The organism is Aeromonas sp. R7-1 (assembly GCF_040908115.1).
GTDB classification, from domain to species: domain Bacteria; phylum Pseudomonadota; class Gammaproteobacteria; order Enterobacterales; family Aeromonadaceae; genus Aeromonas; species Aeromonas caviae.
Genome location: NZ_JBFODD010000062.1, coordinates 1 through 24,665, shown reverse-complemented (window position 1 = coordinate 24,665; position 24,665 = coordinate 1). Strand labels below are relative to the sequence as shown.

The 24,665-nt window shown below is 60.3% G+C and carries 22 protein-coding genes and 2 pseudogenes; 9 read left to right on the top strand and 15 right to left on the bottom strand.

Annotation, left to right across the window (positions count from 1 at the left end; all coding sequences use genetic code 11):
• Positions 1 to 126: 126 nt before the first annotated feature.
• Entirely contained in the window at positions 127 to 891 is a 765-nt protein-coding gene (locus AB5Y51_RS18210) for an EAL domain-containing protein (RefSeq protein ID WP_368178908.1), read from the bottom strand.
• Between the two features lie 426 nt (positions 892 to 1,317).
• On the opposite strand from AB5Y51_RS18210, the gene AB5Y51_RS18205 reads away from it, so the two are divergent.
• Positions 1,318 to 1,824 carry an AAA family ATPase gene (locus AB5Y51_RS18205; RefSeq protein ID WP_368178906.1) on the top strand — a complete coding sequence of 169 codons (507 nt, stop codon included), beginning with the start codon at positions 1,318 to 1,320 and terminating at the stop codon, positions 1,822 to 1,824.
• Between the two features lie 216 nt (positions 1,825 to 2,040).
• On the opposite strand, the gene AB5Y51_RS18200 is transcribed toward AB5Y51_RS18205, so the two are convergent.
• The 3 genes from AB5Y51_RS18200 to glyQ all read right to left on the bottom strand — a co-directional run bounded on the left by AB5Y51_RS18200 (position 2,041) and on the right by glyQ (position 6,289).
• On the bottom strand, positions 2,041 to 3,018 hold the full coding sequence (locus AB5Y51_RS18200; RefSeq protein WP_368178904.1) for an SMEK domain-containing protein: 978 nt from the start codon (positions 3,016 to 3,018) through the stop codon (positions 2,041 to 2,043).
• A gap of 268 nt (positions 3,019 to 3,286) precedes the next feature.
• Positions 3,287 to 5,356: a glycine--tRNA ligase subunit beta gene (glyS, locus tag AB5Y51_RS18195; protein WP_368178902.1), complete on the bottom strand. Its 2,070-nt coding sequence runs from the start codon at positions 5,354 to 5,356 to the stop codon at positions 3,287 to 3,289.
• 9 nt (positions 5,357 to 5,365) lie between these two features.
• Entirely contained in the window at positions 5,366 to 6,289 is a 924-nt protein-coding gene (gene glyQ / locus AB5Y51_RS18190) for a glycine--tRNA ligase subunit alpha (protein WP_041212022.1), read from the bottom strand.
• 187 nt (positions 6,290 to 6,476) lie between these two features.
• Between glyQ and AB5Y51_RS18185 the strand changes: the two genes are divergently transcribed.
• On the top strand, positions 6,477 to 7,055 hold the full coding sequence (locus AB5Y51_RS18185) for a DNA-3-methyladenine glycosylase I (protein ID WP_368178900.1): 579 nt from the start codon (positions 6,477 to 6,479) through the stop codon (positions 7,053 to 7,055).
• Positions 7,056 to 7,110: 55 nt separating this feature from the next.
• Here AB5Y51_RS18185 and AB5Y51_RS18180 read toward each other — a convergent pair whose 3' ends face one another.
• On the bottom strand, positions 7,111 to 7,671 hold the full coding sequence (locus AB5Y51_RS18180; protein WP_080944135.1) for a cysteine hydrolase family protein: 561 nt from the start codon (positions 7,669 to 7,671) through the stop codon (positions 7,111 to 7,113).
• A 436-nt stretch (positions 7,672 to 8,107) separates the two neighbouring features.
• On the opposite strand from AB5Y51_RS18180, the gene AB5Y51_RS18175 reads away from it, so the two are divergent.
• Both AB5Y51_RS18175 and AB5Y51_RS18170 read left to right on the top strand, forming a co-directional pair.
• Positions 8,108 to 8,350, top strand: coding sequence for a hypothetical protein (locus AB5Y51_RS18175; protein ID WP_039041018.1), 243 nt, complete (start codon positions 8,108 to 8,110; stop codon positions 8,348 to 8,350).
• 162 nt (positions 8,351 to 8,512) lie between these two features.
• Positions 8,513 to 9,169, top strand: a complete 657-nt coding sequence (locus tag AB5Y51_RS18170; protein ID WP_368178899.1) for an OmpA family lipoprotein — start codon at positions 8,513 to 8,515, stop codon at positions 9,167 to 9,169.
• A gap of 145 nt (positions 9,170 to 9,314) precedes the next feature.
• Here AB5Y51_RS18170 and AB5Y51_RS18165 read toward each other — a convergent pair.
• The 4 genes and pseudogenes from AB5Y51_RS18165 to AB5Y51_RS18150 all read right to left on the bottom strand — a co-directional run.
• Positions 9,315 to 9,404 (bottom strand): annotated as a pseudogene (locus tag AB5Y51_RS18165) (endoribonuclease L-PSP); the annotation flags it as partial.
• A gap of 28 nt (positions 9,405 to 9,432) precedes the next feature.
• Positions 9,433 to 9,780 carry a RidA family protein gene (locus AB5Y51_RS18160; RefSeq protein ID WP_039041019.1) on the bottom strand — a complete coding sequence of 116 codons (348 nt, stop codon included), beginning with the start codon at positions 9,778 to 9,780 and terminating at the stop codon, positions 9,433 to 9,435.
• Positions 9,781 to 9,798: 18 nt separating this feature from the next.
• Entirely contained in the window at positions 9,799 to 10,044 is a 246-nt protein-coding gene (gene tusA, locus AB5Y51_RS18155) for a sulfurtransferase TusA (RefSeq protein ID WP_010672408.1), read from the bottom strand.
• A gap of 127 nt (positions 10,045 to 10,171) precedes the next feature.
• Positions 10,172 to 10,267, bottom strand: a pseudogene (locus AB5Y51_RS18150) (sulfurtransferase TusA); the annotation flags it as partial.
• A gap of 281 nt (positions 10,268 to 10,548) precedes the next feature.
• Between AB5Y51_RS18150 and AB5Y51_RS18145 the strand changes: the two are divergent.
• Positions 10,549 to 10,740 carry a hypothetical protein gene (locus tag AB5Y51_RS18145; RefSeq protein WP_368178897.1) on the top strand — a complete coding sequence of 64 codons (192 nt, stop codon included), beginning with the start codon at positions 10,549 to 10,551 and terminating at the stop codon, positions 10,738 to 10,740.
• A 44-nt stretch (positions 10,741 to 10,784) separates the two neighbouring features.
• On the opposite strand, the gene AB5Y51_RS18140 is transcribed toward AB5Y51_RS18145, so the two are convergent.
• The 6 genes from AB5Y51_RS18140 to AB5Y51_RS18115 all read right to left on the bottom strand — a co-directional run bounded on the left by AB5Y51_RS18140 (position 10,785) and on the right by AB5Y51_RS18115 (position 20,148).
• Positions 10,785 to 12,041, bottom strand: a complete 1,257-nt coding sequence (locus AB5Y51_RS18140; protein ID WP_213320810.1) for an ABC transporter substrate-binding protein — start codon at positions 12,039 to 12,041, stop codon at positions 10,785 to 10,787.
• 3 nt (positions 12,042 to 12,044) lie between these two features.
• Positions 12,045 to 13,490 carry an ATP-binding protein gene (locus AB5Y51_RS18135; protein WP_368178895.1) on the bottom strand — a complete coding sequence of 482 codons (1,446 nt, stop codon included), beginning with the start codon at positions 13,488 to 13,490 and terminating at the stop codon, positions 12,045 to 12,047.
• Positions 13,491 to 13,603: 113 nt separating this feature from the next.
• Entirely contained in the window at positions 13,604 to 14,326 is a 723-nt protein-coding gene (locus tag AB5Y51_RS18130) for a response regulator (protein ID WP_010672413.1), read from the bottom strand.
• Positions 14,327 to 14,673: 347 nt separating this feature from the next.
• Positions 14,674 to 15,858: an acetyl-CoA C-acyltransferase FadA gene (fadA, locus tag AB5Y51_RS18125; protein ID WP_201025859.1), complete on the bottom strand. Its 1,185-nt coding sequence runs from the start codon at positions 15,856 to 15,858 to the stop codon at positions 14,674 to 14,676.
• Complete coding sequence (fadB, locus tag AB5Y51_RS18120; protein WP_368178892.1) at positions 15,859 to 18,006, bottom strand: fatty acid oxidation complex subunit alpha FadB; 2,148 nt, start codon at positions 18,004 to 18,006, stop codon at positions 15,859 to 15,861.
• A gap of 204 nt (positions 18,007 to 18,210) precedes the next feature.
• The gene (locus AB5Y51_RS18115; RefSeq protein ID WP_368178890.1) at positions 18,211 to 20,148 is read right to left on the bottom strand and encodes an acetoacetate--CoA ligase; all 1,938 of its coding nucleotides are present in this window, start codon (positions 20,146 to 20,148) and stop codon (positions 18,211 to 18,213) included.
• A gap of 196 nt (positions 20,149 to 20,344) precedes the next feature.
• On the opposite strand from AB5Y51_RS18115, the gene pepQ reads away from it, so the two are divergent.
• The 4 genes from pepQ to hemG are packed head-to-tail and all read left to right on the top strand — an operon-like array spanning position 20,345 to position 24,310.
• Positions 20,345 to 21,667 (top strand): Xaa-Pro dipeptidase, encoded by a 1,323-nt coding sequence (pepQ, locus tag AB5Y51_RS18110; protein WP_010672417.1) that lies wholly within the window; start codon positions 20,345 to 20,347, stop codon positions 21,665 to 21,667.
• Positions 21,667 to 22,284 (top strand): YigZ family protein, encoded by a 618-nt coding sequence (locus AB5Y51_RS18105; protein ID WP_010672418.1) that lies wholly within the window; start codon positions 21,667 to 21,669, stop codon positions 22,282 to 22,284. Before pepQ ends, AB5Y51_RS18105 begins: the two co-directional genes overlap by 1 nt.
• Before the next feature lie 36 nt (positions 22,285 to 22,320).
• Complete coding sequence (locus AB5Y51_RS18100) at positions 22,321 to 23,778, top strand: TrkH family potassium uptake protein (protein WP_039041357.1); 1,458 nt, start codon at positions 22,321 to 22,323, stop codon at positions 23,776 to 23,778.
• Positions 23,779 to 23,785: 7 nt separating this feature from the next.
• A complete protein-coding gene (gene hemG / locus AB5Y51_RS18095; RefSeq protein ID WP_029313439.1) occupies positions 23,786 to 24,310 on the top strand; it encodes a menaquinone-dependent protoporphyrinogen IX dehydrogenase in 525 nt (174 codons plus the stop codon).
• Positions 24,311 to 24,665 lie beyond the last annotated feature (355 nt).

Genomic DNA, 24,665 nt, shown 5'->3' with positions numbered 1-24,665 from the left:
CCCATCCTAGCCCAGGGGGTTGCCCGGTCCAGCGCTTTCTGCCGTCCGCCCGTGGATACCCTCCGGGCCGCCTCCCGTCCCGCCTTGTCCGAATGAACGCCAACCAAGGGAGATGGCCAACGCCGCTCACAGGCTGGCGAAATCCACCTCGGGCAGGGTTTCGAAGCCGGGGCGGGCAAACAGATAGCCCTGCATCAGGCTGACGCCCATCTCCCGCAGGCAGGCCATTTCTTCGCGGGTTTCGACCCCTTCCGCCAGCGGGGTGATCTGCAACTCCGTAAACAGCGCCAGACAGTGGCGAACGATGGCCTGACGGATCGGGTCCTGGTCGATGCCGCGCAGCAGGTGCATATCGAGTTTGATGATGTCGGGGCGAAAATCGGCCAGCAGGCTCAGGCCCGAGTAACCGGCGCCAAAGTCGTCGATCGCCGTCTTGAAGCCGAGCGCCTGATAGTGATCCACGATGCCGCGAATATGGCGGTTGTCCTGCACCTGTTCCACCTCGGTGAACTCGAACATGATCTGCTCGATGGGAAAGAGGTGCTCGCGGGCCGCCTGCAACGTGGTGCGGATGCAGCGCTCCGGGCGATAGACCGCATTGGGCAGGAAGTTGATGCTCAGCATGCCCCGCATATCGAGCCGGGCGGCCAGCGCAATGGCCTTGATCCGGCACAACTGGTCGAAGCGGTAGCGATTGCCATCGTTGACCCGGGCAATAACGCTCTGCGCCGGCTCGTTGTTGAGCCCACGCACCAGAGCCTCATAGCCGAAGAGGGTGCGCTGGCTGCAATCGACGATGGGCTGGAAGGCCATGGTGAAATCGAAGTCGAGATCCACCTGCTCATGACACTGCTGGCAGAGGGTGGAGGACGGGGCGGCAGGTATGTCCATGACGGTCCTTTCAAGGCGTGGGGTCGCGAGAGATTGCCTCAAAGGATAACAGCTCCTCTCTCGCCGGCAGAGGTTATTCCTTGGGGCTGGCGGGTATCGGGTAGAGGATTGTGTGGCAAAGTCGGGGCCATGATGGATTCGACAATGACCGATCAATACCAAGCAGCATACTCCGTAGGCTTCCGTCGCCCCGTAGGTGCGATTAGCGCAGCGTCATCGGACGAACGAGAGGTGTTGATAGTGGTTGTTGCCGTGCAACAGGAGCGGCCAACCAGAGTGGAAAATTCGGCTGGCCGTGATGGCGGGAGAGTCCATTTACGCGCACGTCCGATTACGCCTGGCGGCTAATCGAACCTACGGGCTGTGGGGGCGATGGCAATCCGATACCCTATGGCTCGGATTCTTCTTTTATCACGGGAATGGGACATGCTGATCATTTTCAGTGGTTTGCCGGGCAGCGGAAAAAGCACCATAGCGCGAGCCTTGGCCCGGCGGTTGAGGGCCGTCTACCTGCGCATCGATACCATAGAGCAGGCCATTCGTGCCGCTGAGCAGGCGGATAACGAGATGGGGCCGGCCGGCTATTTCGTTGCCTATGGGCTGGCCAGAGAAAACCTGAAACTCGGCTCGACCGTCATCACGGATTCCGTTAACCCCATCCAGCTCACCCGGGATGCCTACCACGACATCGCCCTCTCGGTCGGGGTGCCCTGTCTCGATGTTGAGGTGGTCTGCTCCAATCCGAAGCTGCACCGCAAGCGGGTCGAAAACCGGACGGTGGATATCGAGGGGCTGGCATTGCCGGATTGGCAGGCGGTGATCGATCGCGACTATCGACCCTGGGACAGTGAGCGTCTGGTACTGGATAGCGCCATCCTGTCGGTCACCCAGAGCGTGGAAAAGATTGTCGCTGCGTTGGCAAAGCCGTTGTAGGTTCGATTAGCGCAGCGTAATCGGACGAACGAGAGGCTTTTGTTGCGGTTGTTGTCATGAAGCGGGGGCGGCCAGCCGGAGGGGAAATTCGGCTGGCCGTTATGGCGGGAGAGTTGATTTACGCGAGCGTCCGATTACGCCTGACGGCTAATCGAACCTACGGGCTGGCGTGAACGAGCGATGGTCATGGCGGATCTCCCAGATTTTAGAGAGTGATTATTTAATATGTGTAAAATCACAATCGATAATGACTTTTTTTAATTTTTCTCGTCCATCATGTTTTTTTAGGAAATAATCAGTCATGGCTTTGAAATAATCAAAGTCAGTGATATCGGTAAAATACGAGACAGTTACTGGATAGTCTTCTTCTTCATCATCGATATATAGCATTTTTTTATATGCTAGAGAGTCGCAAATGTTTTTTAGTAATCTAGCTTGATTGGGCGATAAATTATGTGAAAGGACAGGCCATGGAATAGTATATGAATAGTTGCCAGATGTCCCTTGAGACAAAACTCGATAAATCAAGCCTCTTTCCTGCTTGGATAGATCAGCTAGAGTGTTTTTTAAAGCAATAATATCATCTCTGATTTTTACGTCAGTTATACCTTCTTCGGCTGCCCAGTCCATTTGAGATGCGATAAAATCAGGGATGGACTCAAAAGGGGGTAGGGATGCACTTGTTATTAATGTGACTACATCCGGATTCTGTTCTATTGGGAAAAAGCTAGAAAACTCTCTTCTGATGTAATCATAAACCTGCTGAAAGCGAGTATCATCAAGGGAAAAAATATCAGAGGCAAGGTCAGATAGGTTTTTTATTGTGTACGATGTTGATGTGGAATATGGTTGAGTAGTTATAACCATAAAAATGACTGATGAATATTGCTTATCTAGTCCATATGCAGTAAATTTACTCATTGTGTTATTTATTTTACTGGTTGAACCATCAGAAGTAATTTGTACTGCGGTCTTTGAAATCTGGCATCCTAGATCTATTGCTGGATGATTGTGCTTAATAATGTTTAAATTTTTATATGATTTGCTGTAAGTGATATTTAAAATGTTAATTAAGACTGTTTCCATTGCTTTGTTGGTATCAAAAAAACCTGCTTTTGAGTTTATTTGTATATAACTACTGAAGTTAGAGAAAGCTAAGCATAAAGAGTCGAACTTTACCTTTCTATCTAGCATGTTATTTCCCATGAAATTTATGATAAGATGCCAGAGGCAGCGCTTCACACATTTATTTTATAGATGTAAAGCTATCTGTTTCTGTTTTATTTTATAAACGCTGTTTAATGTATGTTCTGTGTTGCTCACAATTTTATTACACATATTGTATATGTCAATTAATATATAGAACAGACTAAAAAGACAAGTAGATAAAAATATCTGTCTTATTCCCAATAAAAACGGCGCCTTAACGGCGCCGTTTTTTGATCTAGCCAACAAACCTCAATCACTGCAGCAGGGAGATATCCGCCACTTGCAGGAACAGGTTGCGCAGGTTGTTCAGCAGCGCCAGACGGTTGGCTTTGAGGGCCTCGTCGTCGGCCATCACCATCACCTCGTTGAAGAAGGTATCGACCGGCTCGCGCAGGGCGGCCAGACGGGTGAGGGCTGCCTGATAGTCACCGGCGGCGAATAGCGGGGCCAGTTCGGCTTGCAGTTCTGCAACCTGGGTGGCCAGCGCCTTCTCGGCGGCATCGACCAGCAGTTCCGGTTTGACGGTTGTGGGCAGTGGAACCTCGACCTTGGCCAGAATGTTGCTCACGCGCTTGTTGGCGGCAGCCAGTGCCAGTGCGGCATCCAGAGAGCGGAAGTGGCTGACGGCCTTGACCCGGCGATCGAAGTCGAGCGGACGGGTCGGGCGGCGGGCCAGTACGGCCAGCACCACGTCGGCACCGATGCCTTCGTCCTGATAGGCGGCGCGGAAGCGGCCCAGCATAAAGTCGACCACGTCGGTAACGACGGTTTTGTTGGTCAGCTTGTCGCCGTAGACGCGTACCGCTTCTTCAACCAGTTCAACCAGATCCAAGTCCAGCTGCTTCTCGGTCATGATGCGCAGGGCACCGATGGCGGCGCGACGCAGGGCGAACGGGTCCTTGTCACCCTTGGGCAGCATGCCGATGCCGAAGATACCGGCCAGGGTGTCGAACTTGTCGGCCAGCGCGACGGCGCAGGCAACCAGACCGGACGGCAGGGCATCACCGGCAAAGCGCGGCATGTACTGCTCGTTGAGGGCCACAGCCACTGCTTCGTCTTCGCCATCGTGACGGGCGTAGTGCATCCCCATGACACCCTGGGTGTCGGTGAACTCGCCGACCATGTTGGTCATCAGGTCACACTTGGAGAGCAGACCGGCACGCTTGGCCTGAGCCACGTCGGCACCGATGCGCTCGGCGATAAAGCCGGCGACGGTCTCGATACGCTCGACCTTGGCCTTGACGGTACCCAGCTGTTGCTGGAACAGCACGGTTTCAAGGCGTGGCAGGCGGGAGGCCAGGGTCTGCTTGAGGTCGGTCTTGAAGAAGAACTCGGCGTCAGAGAGACGGGGACGAACCACCTTCTCGTTGCCGCTGATGATCTGGCTCGGGTCTTTGGACTCGATGTTGGTGACGAAGATGAACTTCGGCAGCAGCTTGCCGTTCTTGTCGTAGACCGGGAAGTACTTCTGGTCACCCTTCATGGTGTGCACCAGCGCTTCAGCCGGAACGGCCAGGAACTTCTCTTCGAAGTTGGCGGTCAGCACCACAGGCCACTCGACCAGTGCGGTCACTTCTTCCAGCAGGGCGTCGTCCAGATCGGCCACGCCACCGAAGGCGGCAGCGGCCGCTTCGACGTCAGCCTTGATCTTGGCCTTGCGCGCCATAAAGTCGGCAATCACCATGCCGCGCTCCTGCAGGATCTGCGGGTACTGGCTGGCGTTGTCGATGGTGAACTCGCTCTCGCCCATAAAGCGGTGGCCGCGAATGGTGCGGGCAGAGTCGATACCCAGAATGTGAGCGGGAACCAGCTCGCCATCCAGCAGCAGGGTCACGGTGAAGACCGGACGCACGAACTGGATGGTCTTGTCGCCCCAGCGCATCATTTTCGGGATGGGCAGCTTGGCCAGCGCCTGGCTAACCAGCTCGCCCAGCAGATCGACGGCCGGACGGCCTTCGACCTTGGCGGTGTGAACCAGCCACTCGCCCTTGTCGGTGACCAGACGCTCGGCCTGCTCAACGGTGATGCCGTTGCCACGGGCCCAGCCTTCGGCAGCCTTGGTCGGCTTGCCTTCGGCATCGAACGCCTGGGCCACGGCCGGGCCGCGCTTCTCGACGCTCTTGCTCGGCTGCTCGCCAGCCAGCTCGCTTACCTTCAGCGCCAGACGGCGCGGTGAAGCAAACCACTCGACGTCGCCGAAGGCCAGATCGGCCTTGGTCAGTTCGGCTTTGAAGTTGTCGGCAAAGGCTTCGGCCAGGGAGCGCAGGGCTTTGGGCGGCAGCTCAGCAGTACCGATCTCTACCAGAAATGTATGTTGTGCCATGTCCGTTCCTTAACCTTGCTTGTTCTCTGTGCGCTGACACATGGGGAAACCCAGCGCTTCGCGGGAGGCGTAGTATGCCTCTGCCACGGCCTTGGTCAGGGTGCGAATGCGCAGGATGTAGCGCTGACGCTCGGTGACCGAGATGGCCTTGCGGGCATCCAGCAGGTTGAAGGAGTGAGCGGCCTTGAGGATGCGCTCGTAGGCAGGCAGCGGCAGCGGTTTTTCCAGTGCCAGCAGATTCTGGGCTTCCTTCTCGTACTGCTCGAAGCAGTGGAACAGGAACTCCACGTCGGCGTGTTCGAAGTTGTAGGTGGATTGCTCCACTTCGTTCTGATGGAACACGTCGCCGTAGGTGGTCTTGCCCAGGGGGCCGTCAGACCAGACCAGGTCGTAGACGCTGTCGACGCCCTGGATGTACATGGCCAGACGCTCGAGACCGTAGGTGATCTCGCCGGTGACCGGCTTGCACTCGAGGCCGCCAACCTGCTGGAAGTAGGTGAACTGGGTCACTTCCATGCCGTTCAGCCACACTTCCCAACCCAGGCCCCAGGCACCCAGCGTCGGGTTTTCCCAGTTGTCTTCCACGAAGCGGATGTCGTGGATTTCAGGATCCATTCCCAGCTCTTTCAGGGAGCCCAGATAGAGTTCCTGAATGTTGTCGGGGGAAGGCTTGATGATCACCTGGAACTGGTAGTAGTGCTGCAGGCGGTTCGGGTTCTCACCGTAGCGGCCGTCAGTCGGACGGCGGGACGGTTGTACGTAGGCGCAGGCGATGGGCTCCGGGCCCAGGGCGCGCAGGCAGGTCATGGGGTGGGAGGTACCGGCACCCACTTCCATATCCAGCGGCTGAATGATGGTACAGCCCTGGCGGGACCAATAGTCCTGCAACTGCAGGATCAGGCCCTGAAAGGTTTTGACATCGAATTTTTGCATAGTGTTTTTCGCGCGAAATGAAATCAGAGCAAGATTTGCTGAATGTGAACCGAGGGAGTATACCGTCTGGCATGGTCGGATAATAGGCGAAATTACAGGGGATTAGTGGGGCTATGTTGCCGCTTGCCCTATGATGTCGCCGACGCAAGCGGCCTGCCGATGGCCGATGAAAAACAGGGGAGAGGAAATGGAACTGCGCTGCGCCTGGGTGACCAGAGACCCGGAATACATCGAATACCATGACAAGCAGTGGGGCAGGCCGGTGTATGACGCCCGCGAGTTGTTTGCCAAGCTCTGCCTCGATGGTCAACAGGCGGGGCTGTCGTGGATCACCATCCTCAAGCGCACCGAGAGCTACCATCGCGCCTATGCGGATTTTGATCCGGTGCGCATCGTGCAGTTCGACGAGCAGGATGTGGAACGGCTGATGCAGGATACCGGCATCATTCGCAACCGGCTCAAGGTGCAGTCGATCATCAAAAACGCCCGCGCCTATCTGGCGCTGGAGGCGGAAGGCATCGACTTCGTCGAGTATCTGTGGGGCTTCGTGGGCGGCGCCCCCATCGTCAACCAGCGTCAGGGCAACGGCGACATTCCGGCGACCTCGCCGGAGTCGGATGCCATGTCCAAGGCCCTCAAGAAGCGCGGCTTCACCTTCGTCGGCAGCACCATCTGCTATGCCTTCATGCAGGCGGTGGGCATGGTGAACGATCATCTGGTGACCTGCCCCTGCCACGCCGAGTGCCAGCAAGCAGCGGCGACGTGAAGGGGAAATGCACGAAGAAGGGAGGCTCAAGCCTCCCTTCTTTTTTTGCTCTGAATCAGCAGGGCTCAAGGGTGCGGTCGAGCGCCTCGCACACCTCGTCGCTGCTCATCAGCCGCACGAAGGGGCCGGCCAGGGTGGCGTTGTGATGGGCGATGATCTGGGGGGCGGTCAGTTGCGGCGTGTCCATGCAGGTGTGGGCATCGCTCACCAGCACTACGGTGTAGCCGAGATCTGCCGCCGCCCGGCACGTGGTGTCGATGCAGTACTGGGTCTTCATGCCGGTGACGATCAGGGTCTGCACGCCGTCCTCTTTCAGCCAGCCATCGAGACCGGTGCCATGGAAGGCGCTGGGGCGCTGCTTGTCGAACACCCGATCGGCCTCGCCGACGACCAGCTCAGGCGCAAGCTGCCAGAACGGACTGCCGGCGGCGATGGGGCTGCCGGCCGGGCCCGTGTGGCGCACCGCCAGCACAGGGAGAGCGGCACTGCGGGCCGCCTGGCTCAGGCGATTGATGTTGGCCAGGGTCTCGGCCCCGGCATGGGGGGCTTCCGGGCCGTGAAGGAGGCCCACCTGGATGTCGATGATGAGCAGCGCGGGGCGGGAAAGGGACGACATGGTCATGGCTCCGTGAGAAATGTCACCCACTCTGGGGCCATGGGCTCTTATGAGACAACCCGTATATGGGGGGGCTCCATCGCGCCAGACCCATGGAGCATGTTGCCGTTGCTCCGGGCCGGGCCGGGCCGGGAGCCTTTTCGCCCCTTGGTACAGCCGGGATACAGTCACACGGGTTCACCATCGGGATCGTCATCACGAGGGAATCCCGTGTCACTGATCGCCGCTCGCCCTCTCTTCCCCGGCCTGATCGGCTGCACCCTGGGGATGACGTCGCCCGTCAGGGCAAACACGAGGGGAAGCCGGCCCTGTGCAAGAAGGTCCGAGGCTGCACAGACGACGCCTCGAGGGCCGAGTCTGCGCTGCCGGGATCTTGCCCCTCCCCTATCATTGAAAGACGCCGGACCGGTTCAGGTTGTCTGGCGAAGGAGCCATCATGAAGAAGTCCGTATTGGCGCTGCTTGCCGCCACCGCCTTGCTGGCCGCCCTGCCTGCACAGGCCACCAAGCAGGCCCAGGAGCGCCGTGACGCCCGCGATGTGCGTCAGGATACCCGTCAGGAGTCCCGTGACGCGAAACAGGAGTGTCGTGAGGGGGTGGTGGGCAATGCCGACTGCCGCCAGGAGCATCGTGACAACAAGCAGGAGGGGCGAGACAAGGCCCGGGATATCAAATATTGATGCGGGCCCGTCCGAAGAGGGCCTGCACCGGGTAAGTCGCTAGGGGCAGAGGGGCGTGTTGCCCCCTGCCCATCTTCGCAATGGGCGCGTCACACTCTGGCGCCTCTCTGGGTTAGAATGCGCGGCCATCGGCTAGAGTCGTTCTTTTTCAGAGGTTTTTTCATGCATTTCAAGAAACTGGTTCCTGCACTTGCCCTGACCGTCGCCATCACTGGCTGTACCACCAACCCCTATACCGGTGAATCCCAGACCTCCAAGGGCGCCTGGGGCGCGTTGGCGGGTGCGGCGACCGGCGCAGCCGTGGGGGCGCTCTCCTCCAGCAAGGGCGACCGCAAAAAGGGCATCCTGACTGGCGTCGCCGCCGGTGCCGCGCTGGGTGGCGGTATCGGTTACTACATGGATGTGCAGGAGGCCAAGCTGCGCGAGAAGCTGCAAGGCACCGGCGTCAGCGTGACCCGCAACGGTGATCAGCTGATCCTCAACATGCCGAACAACGTCACCTTCGACAGCTCCAGCGCCCAGCTGAAAGCCGCCGGTGCCAACACCCTGTCCGGCGTGGCCCTGGTGGTTGCCGAGTTCGACAAGACCCGTCTGAACGTGGTCGGTCACACCGACAGCACCGGCTCCCGCGATCTGAACATGAAGCTCTCCCGCGATCGCGCCGATGCCGTCGCCGCCCAGCTGATCGGCCAGGGCGTGTCCGGTAGCCGCATCGCCATCAGTGGTGTGGGCCCGGATCAGCCGGTAGCCAGCAACAGCACCGCCGAAGGCAAGGCCCAGAACCGTCGGGTGACCATCACCCTGACCCCGACCGCCTAAGCGGCCCGGTTCGATGCCATGAAAAAGGCCCCGCCAGCGATGGCGGGGCCTTTTGCTATTCGGCGTTGTGGGCAGTGGCGCCTTGTTTTTTGCTCCCTTCTCCCCTTGTGGGAGAAGGGGCGGGGATGAGGGGGATAACTGCCTATTAGATAGCCGCGGTCAGCTGCACTTCCACCTTGTAGTCCTCGTGGGCGATACGGGCCTGCACGCAGGCGCGCACGGGGACTGTGTCGGCATCAGGGGAGCCAGGCATCCCGTTTTGTTTAGACAGCCGCAGTCAGCTGCACTTCGACCTTGTAGCCTTCATGGGCCAGACGGGCCTGTACGCAGGCGCGCACGGGGGCTGTGCCTGCCGGGATCCAGGCATCCCACTGCGCGTTGAAGGCGGCGATGTCTTCAATGTCCTTGAGATAGATGTTGGCCATCAGGATCCTGTCGACGCCGGAACCGTTGGCTTCCAGCAAACGCTGCAGGCTTTCCAGCACTTCACGGGTCTGCTGGTGGATGTCGGCGGTCTCGGTGGCGGGCACTTCCACCACGTAGAGGGTGCCGTTGTGGATGACCACATCAGACCAGCGCTGGGTGGTCCCGATACGGGTAATGGTTGTCATGTTTGCTCCGGTACAGGGTTATTGACCCTTGCGGATCAGGTAGCGGTAAGGGGCCTGCTCAGTCTCGCTGGCGACCAGGGTATGGTCCATGAAGCGGCAGAAGCTGGGAATGTCACGGGTGGTGGAGGGGTCGTCGGCGCTGACCAGCAGGGTCTCCCCATCCGCCATCAGCCGCACTTTCTTGCGAACCATCATCACGGGTTCGGGGCAACGAAGCCCGATTGCGTCCAGCTCGTGGGTCGCATTGCAGAATACAGTACTCATGAATAATCAACCTTCAGCCGCACCTTCTTGCGCGCCATCGTCATCACGGGTTCGGGGCAACGAAGCCCGATTGCGTCCAACTCGTGCGTTGCGTCGCAGAATAAAGCACTCATCAATAATCAACCTTCAGCCGCACCTTCTTGCGCGCTATCGTCACGGGTTCGGGGCAACGAAGCCCGATTGCGTCCAGCTCGTGGGTCGCATTGCAGAATACAGTACTCATGAATAATCAACCTTCAGCCGCACCTTCTTGCGCGCCATCGTCACGGGCTCGGGGCAGCGAAGCCCGATTGCGTCCAACTCGTGCGTTGCGCCGCAGAATAAAGCACTCATCAATAATCAACCTTCAACCAATTCGGCCAGCAATGATACTCGCGGCGAAAAAATAATCAAACCATGGGGCGGTTATGCAGCATATGCTACCAAAATGTGAACCGGCTCTACCCAGGCTTCGCTCGATGAGTAATATAAAAATTGAACCATATTCAACAAGGAGGTGTGAATATGCAGGTCTCCTACGGCAGATTGCAAGCCTACGCAGGCATGGGGTTCTTGTCGTTCGCCATGATAGTGCTGGGCAGCCCGATAGGTAATACCGGTACCTGGTTCGGCTCCATGGTGATGATCGGACTGGGGCTCTGGATCGAGCTCAGCGACTACTACGACGAGGATGAGGACGAGAGCGATCCCTCCTGAGAGCCTGGCTCTCGGCACTCAAAGGCGGACGATGTCCGCCTTTGTCATTTCTGCTCCGCGCCGGAACGGGTCGAGCGCATGGCGCGCTCCAACTGCTGCGCCGTCTGCTCGGGGTTGGCCCTGGCGTCGTTGAAGAAGCTGCTCAGCACATCCATGATCCCCTGGCGCATGTTGGTGGGCACCGCCATCCCCTCCGCCATGCTGGGCAGCAGGTTGTCCTGTTGCTCGGCGTGGAGGAAATCCTGATAGGAGCGGATGGCGCAGCGATCGAACTTGCTCATGTCCGGCTTGATGAGCGCCGGGATGGAGCCCTTCACCCGGTTGAACTCCTCCTGAAAGCGCGGCGTCATCAACAGCCTGGCCAGCTCGCCCTGGGCCTGCAACTGGGCGGGATCCCGCTGCTTGAACATGGCGATGGAGTCGAGGTTGTAGCTGAACAGCCCCTGGCTGCCCGGGCTTGGCAGGCACTCGATATCCTCGCCGGGGCGGTAGTTGCCTGCACTCAGCTCGCCTTTCACCCAGTCCCCCATCACCTGCATGGCGGCGCCGCCGCTCTCCAGCAGGTTGGTGGCCTGGTGCCACTTCAGGCCGGCGTATTTCTCGGGCACATAGGCGCGCAACTGCTGGAAGCGGGTCAGCACCCGCACCATGTCGGGGCCGGTCAGGGTGGCGCTGTCCTGTTCGAGGAAGGCCTTGCGATAGAAGGTCTTGCCCCCTTCGCCGAGGGCCACCGTTTCGAACAGCACCGTGATCTGCCAGGGTTCATTGCCGATGGCGAGGGGGGTGATGCCCTGCTCCTTGAGCTTGTCCGCCACCGCCACGAACTGGGCCCAGTCGGTGGGGGGCTTGAGCCCCTGTCGCTCGAATACCTTGCGGTTGAGCCACAGCCAGTTGACCCGGTGGATGCCGGTGGGAACCGCCATCAGGGCGCCGTTCTGGCTGAGGGTATCGCGCACCATGGGGGGCAGCTGAGGGTACCAGCCGAGGTGCTCGGCCATGGGGGTGAGATCGCGCAGAAAGCCCAGGCTGCCCCACTCGTGCAGCTCGAACCCCTTGAGGTGGGCCGCCTCCGGCGGGTTGGCCGCCAGGGCCCGGCTCTTCAGCACCGTCATGGCGCTCTTGCCGCCGCCCCCCTGTACCGCGAAGTCGTTCCACTGGTTGCCCTGCTCGGCCCACTCGGACTTGAGCACTTCCACGGCCCTGGCCTCGCCGCCGGAGGTCCACCAGTGCAATACCTCCACCTGGGAGGCGCAGACGGGCAGGGAGAGCAGGGCGATGACAGAAAAAGACAACCACTTCATACATTACTGCCTTGGTAGGGAGAGGGTGGCCTGCAGGCCGCCCTGGGGGCGATTTTCCAGCACCAGGTCGCCGCCGTGGGCGTGGGCTATGTTGCGGGCGATGCCAAGGCCCAGCCCGGTGCCGGCGGCATCGGTGCTGAGGCGGTAGTAGGGCTCGAAGATGCGCTCGAACTGATCGTCCGGCAGACCGGGCCCCTCGTCCATGATGAAGAGGATCAGCATCTCCTCGTCATCCATGATGATGATGCGCACCTTCTGGCCGTACTTGATGCCGTTGTCCACCAGGTTGCCGATGCAGCGCTTGAGGGCCAGCAGCTTGCCGCGATAGGGCCACTTGCAGTGCCCCTCGATGGTGAGCAGATCCTCGTGCAGGTTCATGGCCTCCGCCATCTGCTCCAGCAGGGCGTTGACGTCGATCTGCTCGAGGTTCTCGTGAATGTCCGTCTCTTTGACCGTCTGCAGCGCCCCTTTGACCATCAGCTCCAGCTCGTCCAGGTCCTTGTTGAACTTGGCGATCTGCACCTCGTCGTCCAGCAGTTCGACCCGCAGTCGCAGCCGGGTGATGGGGGTCTTGAGGTCGTGGGAGATGGAGCTGAAGAGGCGCTCCCGATCGTCGATGAAGCGGCGAATGCGCTGCTGCATGATGTTGAAGGCGCGGGTCGCCGCCACGATTTCGGAGGCACCCTCCTCTTTGAGGGACGGCTGGTCGATGTCCTTGCCGAGGTTGACCGCTGCCTTGGCGAGGCGACGCAGGGGGCGGGTCTGCCAGCGCACCAGCATGAAGGTGAAGAAGCAGAGGAAGACCGTCATCAGGGCGATGAAACGCACCTGGTTGCTCGGCATCACGGTGTCATCCAGCGTCATGTAGGGGGCGGGCAGCAGGGCCGCCAGATAGAGCCACTCCCCCGGTTCTATCTCGATCTGGGTCACCAGCACCGGCGGATTGATAGGCTCCAGGGACAGGGTGTAGCGGGCCCAGGAGGAGGGGAGATCCGCCAGCAGGGTGTCGTTGTTGAAGACGTGCAGCTCCTCGGGGCGGGAGAAGTCCACCTTGATCGCCATGGCGTCGGAGAGTTTGCGGCTGAGCACCTCCTGCACCTCCTTGAGCACCAGCGCTTTTCGCTCGCTGTCGGGGATGGCGCTGATGTGGATCTCTTCCTCGTTCAGGGAGACGAAGAAGCGGCTGCCCCCCATGTTGCGCAGCTGATCCAGGGCGATGTGGCGGTATTGCAGGGGCAGGGACTTGAAGAAGTTGACGGTGGAAGCCGCCGACAGCGCCAGGTTGCGGGTGGTGCTGAGCATGCCCTCCAGCTCCCGCTTCTGGATCTGCTGCATCCAGATGCCGGTGAGGATGGTCTGGGAGAGCAGGATGGCGAGCAGCAACAGCAGCAGCATCCGCGACAGCAGGGAGCGGGGCACCAGGGCCCGCCAGAACTTCTGCCCCGTCATGGCAGCGTGTGTCTCTTGTCGATCAGCATGGGGTGCTTACCTCTGTGCCTTGCCGTTGCCCCGTCATGGGTCTCTCTTCTGCCCGTTCAAGGTCTCGCCGTAGCGTCTGTCTGTTACGGGATCTCGTGGACTTCGGCGATCAGCATGTAGCCGCTGCCGCGAATGGTCTTGATGATGCGCGGGCTCTTGCCGTTGTCACCCAGCTTCTGGCGCAGGCGGCTGATCTGCACATCGATGCCGCGCTCCATGGGCAGGCTCTCGCGACCGCGGGTGGCATCCGAGATGGTGTCGCGATCCAGCACCACGCCGGGCTGTTGCAGGAACATGCCGAGCAGCAGGGCATCGCTGCCGGAGAGATCCAGCAGGCTGCCATCTTCGTGGGTCAGCTGGTGGCTCAGGGTGTCCAGGGTCCACTCGGCGAAGCGCAGCCGACGGCTCGGTTCCTTCTCTTTCTCCGGCTGGCGGAATTCGGCGCGGCGCAGCAGCGCCTTGATGCGGGCCTGCAGTTCGCGCGGGCTGAACGGCTTGGCGATGTAGTCGTCGGCGCCAAGTTCCAGCCCAATCACCCGGTCAGCCTCGTCGGAGGCGGCGGTGAGCATGATGATGGGTACCTGGGAGTCGCGGCGGATCTGCTGGCAGAGGGTAAAGCCGTCGTCGCCGGGCATCATGATGTCCAGAATGATGAGGTCCGGGCTGTGCTGGGCCAGTTGTTGGCGCATCTCGTTCCCTTCGGCCGCGGTCAGTACCTCGAAACCAGCTCGGGTCAGGTACTCGTTGAGCAGCTCGCGGATCTCCCGATCGTCGTCGACGATAAGCAGTTGTTTGCTCGTTGACATATGTATGTGCATCCACCCATTTTTTTGTGCAGATTGAACCTGTCGGGGGAGCAAAAAGCAAGCAAGCCCCCCCTCTAATGTGAAGTTATGGGCAATATAGCCTCAGGATTGGCCCCGATCGCGGGAAAAGAATAAAAAAGGCCGACCCAAACGGGCCGGCCAACACGCAGATTCCGACGGCAGGAGCGCACCCCGTGTGGCGCGTTCCACAGACTCGACAGCAGGGTCGGCAGGCCGACCCGGTATTCCTGATGGGGCCGCTGTGCCGGGAAGCAGGGCCGCCTTCTGTCTGTTGTTGCCGCCCCGAGGCGGCGTCCCTGACCGGTGAGCAGTCAGGGGCGATTCACTTACACCCGTTCGAACACGGTGGCGATGCCCTGACCCAGGCCGATGCACATGGTGGCGACTCCCAGGGTGGCGTCCTTCTCTTCCATCAGGTTGATCAGGGTGGTGGAGATGCGGGCACCGGAGCAGCCGAGCGGGTGACCCAGGGCGATGGCGCCACCGTTGAGGTTCACCTTCTCGTCCACCAGGTCTTGCAGACCCAGATCCTTCACGCAGGGGAGGGACTGGGCGGCAAACGCCTCGTTCAACTCGAACAGATCGATGTCGCCGACGGTCAGACCGGCCCGCTTGAGCGCCTTCTGGGTGGCCGGCACCGGGCCGTAACCCATGATGGCGGCGTCGCAGCCGGCGATGGCCATGGCACGTACCTTGGCGCGGGGCGTGAGGCCGAGGGCCTTGGCGCGATCCGCACTCATCACCAGCATGGCGGCGGCGCCATCGGACAGGGCCGAAGAGGTGCCGGCGGTGACGGTACCGTTGACCGGGTCGAACACCGGGCGCAGCTGGCTCAGCGTCTCGACCGTGGTCTCCGGGCGGATCACTTCGTCGTAGTCGTAGAAGAAGCGGGCGCCGCTGGCGTCATGGCCTTCCAGCCCGACGATCTCCTTGGCAAAACGCCCTTCCACGGTGGCGGCGTGAGCACGGCGGTGGGAGCGGGCCGCAAACTCGTCCTGCTGTTGACGGCTGATGCCGTGCAGCTTGCCGAGCATCTCGGCGGTCAGCCCCATCATGCCGGAGGCTTTTGCCACCGACTTGGCCATGCCGGGGTGGAAGTCCACCCCGTGGCTCATGGGCACGTGGCCCATGTGCTCGACGCCACCGATGATGAAGATATCGCCGTCACCCACCTGAATGGCGCGGGAGGCATCGTGCAGCGCCTGCATGCTGGAGCCGCACAGGCGGTTGACGGTGACCGCCCCCACCTGCTTGGGAATGCCGGCCAGCAAGGCGGCGTTGCGGGCGATGTTGAAGCCCTGCTCCAGGGTCTGCTGCACGCAGCCCCAGTAGATGTCCTCGATCTCGTTCGGGTCGAGGTTGGGGTTGCGCAGCAGGATGGATTTCATCAGGTGCGCGGACAGATCTTCTGCACGCACGTTGCGGAAGGCGCCGCCCTTGGACCGGCCCATGGGGGTCCGGATACAGTCGACAATGACTACGTCTTTCATGAATGGATCTCCTTTCCGCAATCAGTAGAAGGTTTTGCCCTGGGCAGCCATCTCGCGCAGCTTGTCGCTGACGCGGTAGAGCGGGCCCAAGTCGGCATACTGGTCGGCCATGGCCACGTAGCGATCCAGGCCAATGGTGTCCAGATAGCGGAACACGCCGCCGCGGAAGGGAGGGAAGCCCAGACCGTAGACCAGCGCGATGTCGGCTTCGGCTGGCGTGGCGACAATGCCCTCTTCCAGGCAGAGCACCACCTCGTTGATCATCGGGATCATCATGCGGGCGATGATGGCCTCCTTGTCGAAATCCTGCTTCGGCTTGACGATGGGGGCCAGCAGCTCGTAGCTGGCTGCGTCGGCCACCTTCTTCGGCTTGCCCTTCTTGTCCTGCTCGTAGGCGTAGAAGCCCTTGCCGTTCTTCTGACCGAAGCGGCTGGCGTCATACATTACGTCGATGGCGGTACGACCTTCCTTGCTCATGCGCGCCGGGAAGCCTTGCGCCATCACGTCACCGGCGTGGTGGCCGGTGTCGATGCCGACCACGTCCAGCAGGTAGGCAGGGCCCATGGGCCAGCCGAACTCCTTCTCCATCACCTTGTCGACGGCGGCGAAGTCGGCGCCATCGGCGACCAGCTTGTTGAAGCCGAAGAAGTAAGGGAACAGCACGCGGTTCACGAAGAAGCCCGGACAGTCGTTGACCACCACCGGGGACTTGCCCATGGCGGCGGCGTAGGCCACCACGCGGTTGATGGTTTCATCGGAAGTTTGCTCGCCGCGGATGATCTCCACCAGTGGCATGCGGTGCACCGGGTTGAAGAAGTGCATGCCGCAGAAATTCTCGGGGCGCTTCAGTCCCTTGGCCAGCAGGGAGATGGGGATGGTGGAGGTGTTGCTGGCGAGCACGGCGTCTTCGCCGATGATCCCTTCCACTTCACTCAGCACGGCCGCCTTCACTTTCGGGTTCTCGACCACGGCCTCGACCACCACGTCCACATGCTTGACGTTGTCATAGCTCAGGGTCGGCGTGATGGCGGAGAGCACCTGGCCCATCTTGATGCCGTCGATGCGACCGCGCTCGAGCTGGCCGTTGAGCAGCTTGGTGGCCTCATTCATGCCAAGTGCTAGCGCCTTCTCGTTGATGTCCTTCATCACCGCCGGGATGCCCTTGCTGGCGGACTGGTAGGCGATGCCGCCCCCCATGATGCCGGCACCCAGTACGGCGGCATGGCCGGTGGCCTTGTTTGCCTGCTTGGCAGCCTTCTTGGCCAGCGCCTTGATGTGCTGATCGTTGAGGAAGATCCCGACCAGCGCCTTGGCCACGTCGGTTTTCGCCAATTTGATGAAGGTGGCGGCCTCGGCGGCCAGCGCTTCGTCACGGCCCATGCCAGCGGCGGCTTCCACCGTCTTCACGGCGGCCATGGGGGCCGGATAGTGTTTGCCCGCCACGGCGGCAACCATACCAGCGGCGGTGGTGAAGCTCATCATGGCTTCCAGTTTGGAGAGGCGCAGCGGGGCCTTCTTGGCGGCGCGGCGGCCCTGCCAGTCCAGCTTGCCTTTGATCGCGTCCTTGATCATCTGCACGGCGGCGCTGTGCAGCGCGTCGGGGGCGACCACGGCATCGATGGCACCCACCTTGAGGGCGTCATCGGCACGGTAATCCTTGCCGGTGGTGATCCACTCCAGCGCGTTGTCGGCACCGATCACCCGCGGCAGACGGACAGTGCCGCCAAAGCCGGGCATGATGCCGAGCTTGGTCTCGGGCAGGCCAATCTTGGCGCTGGTGTCGGCCAACCGGAAATCGGTGGAGAGAATGGTCTCGCAGCCGCCGCCCAGAGCATGGCCCTTGATGGCGGAGAGGGTGGGCACCGGCAGATCTTCGATGGCGCTGAAGATGTCGTTGGCCTTTTTCAGCCAGCCGAGCAGGTCTTCTTGCGGCAGATCGAACAGTTCCAGGAATTCGGTGATGTCGGCGCCGACGATGAAAGCGTCTTTGCCGGAGGTGAGGATCAGACCCTTCAAATCGGCTTGTTGCTGTAATGCGGCGATCGCTTCGCTCAGGGAGAGCAGGGTAGCGCGATCCAGCTTGTTGACTGAACCCGGGGCATCGAACCTCAGCTCGGCAATGCCGTCTTCGAGGTAGCTGACCGTCAGGGTTTCGCCTTGGTAGATCATGAGAGTGTCTCCTTGTTCCCACTCTGTGGGGAATGGTGCTCCTTTATCCCCAGCAGGGGGCGAGGCTCACTATTGATCCAAAAGGAGACATTTTCAACACCTATTTAAAACATTTGTTTAACAGTTATCGAGTAAAAGCTCTTCATCACAAAACGGGCAAAAGAGAGGCGCCTTGCGGCGCCTCCCATGGAGATGAGCGTGTTATCAGCTGGCCAGTTCCGGCCGATTGCGATACTGGTTCAATACCTCGGGATCGGCGAGGGCGTGGGTGTTGTTGACGGGGCGGTTGTGCACCACTTCCCGCACCGCCAGCTCCACTATCTTGCCGGACTTGGTGCGGGGGATGGCATCCACCTGCAGGATGCGGGCAGGCACATGACGGGCGGTGCAGTGCCGCTTGATCTGCTGGCAAATCCGCTCACGCAGCCCATCGTCCAGCTTGCAACCCGCCTTGAGCTTGACGAACAGCACCACCCGCTCGTCCTGTTTCCATTGCTGGCCGATGACGATGCTCTCTTCCACCTCGTCGAGTTGTTCCACATAGCGGTAGATCTCGCTGGTGCCGATGCGCACGCCGCCCGGGTTGAGGGTGGCGTCGGAGCGGCCGTAGAACAGAGTGCCGCCGGTCGGGGTCAGCTCGATCCAGTCCCCGTGGCACCAGATGTTGTCGAACCGCTCGAAGTAGGCGGCGTGGTATTTGTCGCCGTTCTCGTCACCCCAGAAGTAGATGGGCTGGGCCGGGAAAGGCTTGGTGCAGACCAGTTCGCCCTTTTCACCCAGCACCGGCTGGCCCGCCTCGTTGAATACCTGCACCGCGAGACCGAGGCCGCGCCCCTGGCTCTCGCCGCGATAGACGGGGCTCAAGGGGTTGCCGATGACGAAGCAGGAGCAGATGTCGGTGCCGCCAGAGATGGAGCTGAGCTGCACATCCGGTTTTATCTGCTGGTAAACGTAGTCAAACCCCTCCGGCGACAGCACGGATCCGGTGCTGCAGATGAGGCGCAAGGCAGGCAGGTCGTGTGTATTGATGGGGGCATAACCCTGTTTGTGCAGCGCATCGAGATACTTGGCCGAGGTGCCGAACAGGGCGACCTCTTCGTCCCGTGCGAGATCCCATAACACGTTGCCATCCGGGTAGAAGGGGGAACCATCGTAGAGCACCAGGGTGGCGCCGGAGGCGAGGGCGCTCACCAGCCAGTTCCACATCATCCAGCCACAGGTGGTGAAGTAGAAGATGCGCTCCCCCGGCTTGATGTCGCAGTGCAACTGGTGCTCTTTCAGGTGTTGCAGCAGGGTGCCGCCAATGCCGTGCACGATGCACTTGGGTTTGCCGGTGGTGCCTGAGGAGTAGAGGATGTAGAGCGGGTCGTTGAAGGCCATGGTCTCGAAGGCGAGCTGGGCATCATGCTGGCTTGCCAGCAATTGCTGCCAGTTGTGACCAAGCTGCAGCGGGTTGCCGAGCAGGGGGATCATCACCGTCTGCTCTAGGCTGTCGAGCTGACCGACGACGCTGGCCACCTTGTCCTGAATGTCGATGGCCTTGCCGCCGTAGCGGTAGCCATCCACCGCGAACAGCACCCTGGGACGGGTCTGGCCGAAGCGCTCCACCACGCTGGCCTCGCCAAAATCGGGACTGGTGGAGGTCCAGATCGCGCCGAGGCTGGTGGTTGCCAGCATGGCTACCACGGTTTCCGGGATATTGGGCAGGTAGGCTGCGACCACATCACCCCGGCCTATGCCCTGGCTGCGAAGCCACTGGGCCAGGCGGGCGACCTGATCTGCCAGCTCATGCCAGCTCAGGGTCCGGCTTGGGGCCCCTTCGATGCGGGAGATGATGGCCGGGCTCTCATCCTGACGGCGCAGCAGGTTCTCGGCGAAGTTGAGCCGGCTGTCGGGGAACCAGCGGGCGCGCTGCATATCCTGGCGGTTCTCCGCCACAATGTTGCCAAGCTCGCCCTTGACGCCGCAGTGCTGCCACACCAGGGGCCAGAAGCGGGTGGTCTTCTCCACCGACCATTGATACAGGTCGGCATAGCTGCGTAGTTGCAGACCATGGAAGTGATTGACCTCGGCCATGAACTGGTGGAGGTTGGAGTGCTGCATCCTGTCCTGAGCCGGTGTCCACAGACAAAGGTTTTGCATGAGTCGTTCCTGACGGCTGATATCTACTGTCTGTGGGCAGTGTATTGAATTGTTCTTTGTTTGTTAATTGTCTGTTTTATGTTAATAACAAAAAGCCTGTAACCTATGCGTTACCTCACGAAGCGAAAGCCGGGTGGCTCGAGCCTTGATTCGCTTGATGTTATGCTGAAGTCACATTCGCCCGGAGCAGGACGCCATGAGCAGTTACAGCCAACTTTTTGCCCAGCATCTCGACACCCTTCAGCAGCGTACCCGCGACATCCTGCAACAACAGGGTCTTGGCGGCCTCGCTATTCACTCCGGCCAGACTCATCGCATCTTCCTCGATGACCAGGATTATCCCTTCAAGGTGAATCCCCAGTTCAAGGCCTGGCTGCCGGTGCTGGACAACCCTCACTGCTGGTTGCTGGTGGACGGGGTGAACAAGCCGGTGCTGCTGTTCTACCGGCCGGTGGACTTCTGGCACAAGGTGGCGGAGTTGCCCAACTCCTTCTGGATCGATTTCTTCGACATTCGCTTCCTGACTCGCCCGGAGCAGGTTGCCGATCACCTGCCGGCCAACAAGCAGGAGTGGGCCTATCTGGGCGGCCATCTGGAAGTGGCCGAGCTGCTGGGACTGGGCCAGCCCAATCCGGAGGCGGTCCTCAACTACCTGCACTACCACCGTGCCTACAAGACGCCCTATGAGCTGGAATGTCTTCGCGATGCCAACCGCATCGGCGTGCGCGGCCACATCGCGGCCAAGGACTCCTTCATGGCGGGGGCGAGCGAGTTCGAGATCAACCTGGCCTACATGAAGGCGGTCGGACAGGGGGCCAATGAGGCGCCCTACGGCAACATTGTTGCCATCAACCGCAATGCGGCCATCCTGCACTACACCCATCTCTCCACCCAGCGGGTGCCGGATGCGGAGCGTTACTCCTTCCTCATCGATGCCGGTGTGGACGTGCACGGTTATGCCTCCGACATTACCCGAACCTGGGCCTGGCGCCGCGGTGAGTTCGCCGATCTGATCGCAGCGCTGGATGCACAGCAACAGGAGATCATCGACGAGATCAAGCCGGGCCGCCGCTACAGCGAGCTGCACCTGCAGATGCACCACAGGCTGGCGCGCCTGCTGCAAGCCACCGAACTGGTAGACATGTCGGTGGACGAGATGATCCACACCGGGGTGACCAATGTCTTCTTCCCCCACGGTCTCGGTCACTTCCTCGGCCTGCAGGTACACGATGCCGGCGGCTTCATGCAGGATGAGCGCGGCACCCACCTGGCGGCCCCCGAGCAGTTCCCCTATCTGCGCTGCACCCGGGTGATGGAAGTGGGCCAGGTGTTCACCATAGAGCCGGGTCTCTACTTCATCGACAGCCTGCTGGAGCCGCTGCGCCAGGGTGAGCAGGGCAAGCGGATCAACTGGAACAAGGTGGAGGCGCTGCGTCCCTATGGTGGCATTCGCATCGAGGACAACGTGGTGCTGCATGCCAACGGGGTGGAGAACCTGACCAGACAAGCAGGGCTCTGATGGCGACGGATTACCCCATACCGGCAGCCCCACTGGAGGTGAGCGAGGAGATCAAGAAGAGCCGCTTCATTACCTACATCGCCCACACTCCGACCGTCGAGGCCGCCAAGGCCTGGATAGACGAGATCAAACAGCAACACCCGGGAGCCCGGCATCACTGCTGGGCATTTGTCGCCGGCGCCCCGCAAGACAGCCAGGTTTATGGTTTCAGTGATGATGGCGAACCCTCGGGCACAGCGGGCAAACCCATGCTGGCCCAGTTGATGGGGGCCGGTCTGGGTGAAGTCGCCGCCGTGGTGGTGCGCTATTACGGTGGAGTGCTGCTGGGGACCGGTGGCCTGGTCAAGGCCTATGGCGGTGGTGTGGGGGCAGCACTCAAGCAACTTGAAACCTGTATCAAGCGTCAGCTGACCTCTTCCGTGATCCAGTGTGACTACACCGACATGGGGGCCGTGGAGTCCCTCATCTCTGCCCATCAAGGACAGTTGCTGGTGGCCGATTATGGTGCCAGCGTCACCCTTCAGGTAGCGTGGGAGTCTGCACTCTGGGCCCGTATCGCACAGGAATTGACCGACCGGACCCAGGGTCGGGTATCCCTTCGTCCCTTAGATGGCTAGAATCCATCGCTCTTTTAGTCTGAAGAGGGAGCCGGAATGCAGATTCTGAGCATCATTCGTATCGTCGGTCTGCTGGTTGCCCTGTTCAGCTCGACCATGCTGCTGCCCGCGATGGTCGCTTTTGGGTATCGTGATGGCGGTGGTACCGAGTTCGTCAACTCCTTCGTCATAGCCCTCCTGCTCGGCCTGCTGCTCTGGTTCCCCAACCGCCACCAGAAAAAGGAACTCAGGTCCAAGGAAGGCTTCCTCATCGTGGTGCTGTTCTGGGTGGTGCTGGGGAGCGTGGGTGCCGTCCCCTTCATCATCAGCGACGTGCCGAACATGTCGGTCTCGGAGGCATTTTTCGAGTCGTTTTCCGGCCTGACTACCACGGGCGCAACGGTGCTGACCGGGCTGGACAATCTGCCCAAGGCGTTTCTCTTCTATCGCCAGCTGCTGCAATGGCTCGGTGGCATGGGGATCATCGTGCTGGCGGTGGCCGTGCTGCCACTGCTGGGTATCGGGGGTATGCAACTCTATCGCGCCGAGATCCCGGGGCCCGTCAAGGACAACAAGGTGACCCCGCGCATCGCCGAGACGGCCAAGGCGCTCTGGTTCATCTATCTGTTGCTGACCTCCCTCTGCGCTCTCGCGTACTGGATGGCGGGAATGACGTTGTTCGATGCCATCTGCCACTCCTTCTCCACCTTGTCGGTTGGGGGGTTCTCGACCCACGACGCCAGCATCGGTTTCTTCGACAGCCCGGCCATCAACCTGATCACAGTGGTGTTCCTGCTGCTGGCGAGCGTCAACTTCGCGCTTCACTTCATGGTGTTTGCCCACAAGCCGGTGCGCGTGAGCAGTTATCTGCGTGACTCCGAGCTCAAGGTGTTTCTGAGCATCCAGTGCGTGCTGGTGCTGATCTGTTTCGTCTCTCTGCTGTTCCACGGCCACTACGATACCTGGCAGGATGCGCTCAACCATGGCCTGTTCCAGGCGGTATCTCTGGGCACGACCACGGGGTACAGCACGACCAGCTATGCGGAGTGGCCCTCTTTTCTGCCCATGCTGTTGATGTTCTCTGCCTTCATCGGCTGTTGTGCCGGCAGTACCGGGGGGGGCATCAAGGTGATGCGTTTCATGATCCTGTTCCTGCAGGGGATGCGTGAACTCAAACGGCTGGTGCATCCGCGGGCCATCTACACCTTGAAGCTGGGACGCCGCGCCGTACCGGAACGGATCGTGGAAGCGGTCTGGGGCTACTTTGCCACCTACATCATCCTGTTCTTCATCTTTATGCTGTTGCTGCTGATGACGGGGCTGAACGAAGTGACGGCCTTCTCCGCCGTGGCTGCGGCATTCACCAACGTGGGGCCGGGTCTGGGGGAGGTGTCGGCCAACTTCGGCAATATCTCGGCCACTGCACAGTGGATATTGATCGTGGCCATGTTGTTTGGTCGATTGGAAATCTTCACACTTCTGGTACTGTTTACTCCTGCATTCTGGCGTAGTTGAGGTTGGTATGGACAAGATTTTGGTGCTTTATTCTTCCCGGGACGGGCAAACGCGGAAAATCGTGGATGTCATGCTGGAGGAAATATCAGGATGCGAAGTGGTGATGCATGACCTGCACACCCTGCCCATGTGCAACCTCAGCAAGTATGCCAAGGTGTTGATTGGCGCTTCCATTCGCTACGGTAACTTCCACCCCAGCCTGCTCAGCTTCATACACGCACATCATGAACAGCTGGAAGTAGCCAATGCGGCGTTCTTCTGCGTGAACCTGACGGCACGCAAGCCCGAGAAGCAGACGCCGCAGACCAACGCCTACATGAAGAAGTTTCTGCGCCTCTCTCCCTGGAAGCCCAAAACTCTGGGGGTGTTTGCCGGGGCATTGCAGTACTCCCGTTACAACTGGTGGCAGACCCGCATCATTCAGTTGATCATGAAGATCACCGGGGGCAGCACGGATACCAGCAAGGATCTGGAATTCACCGACTGGGACAAGGTGCGCGGCTTTGCCCGTGAGTTTTGGTCAAAAAAGTAACAGCGACGTCATTCAAAGCGGCCAGAGCCCTGCGTAAGCAGGGCTTTTTGTTTGATAAGTAGGCGTTCGAGCCACAAAACGGTAAAAAGGACTATTTTTCGCAAAATAGCCCTTGTCATCCCGGCGCGGCTCCCTATAATGCGCCCCTACCAGCACGGCGGAACACGCCAACCTGATGAGCCAACTTCCTTAGGAAGTGGGCGCCGAAAGAAAAGCGAAAACAACCGCTTGACTTTCGAAGTGAGGAGCGTAAGATGCGCCTCCTCAACGCGATAAGCGTGACGCTCTTTAACAATTTGAATCAAGCAATCTGTGTGGGCACTCACAGCATCGAGCATCAAAAACAATTTTTGAT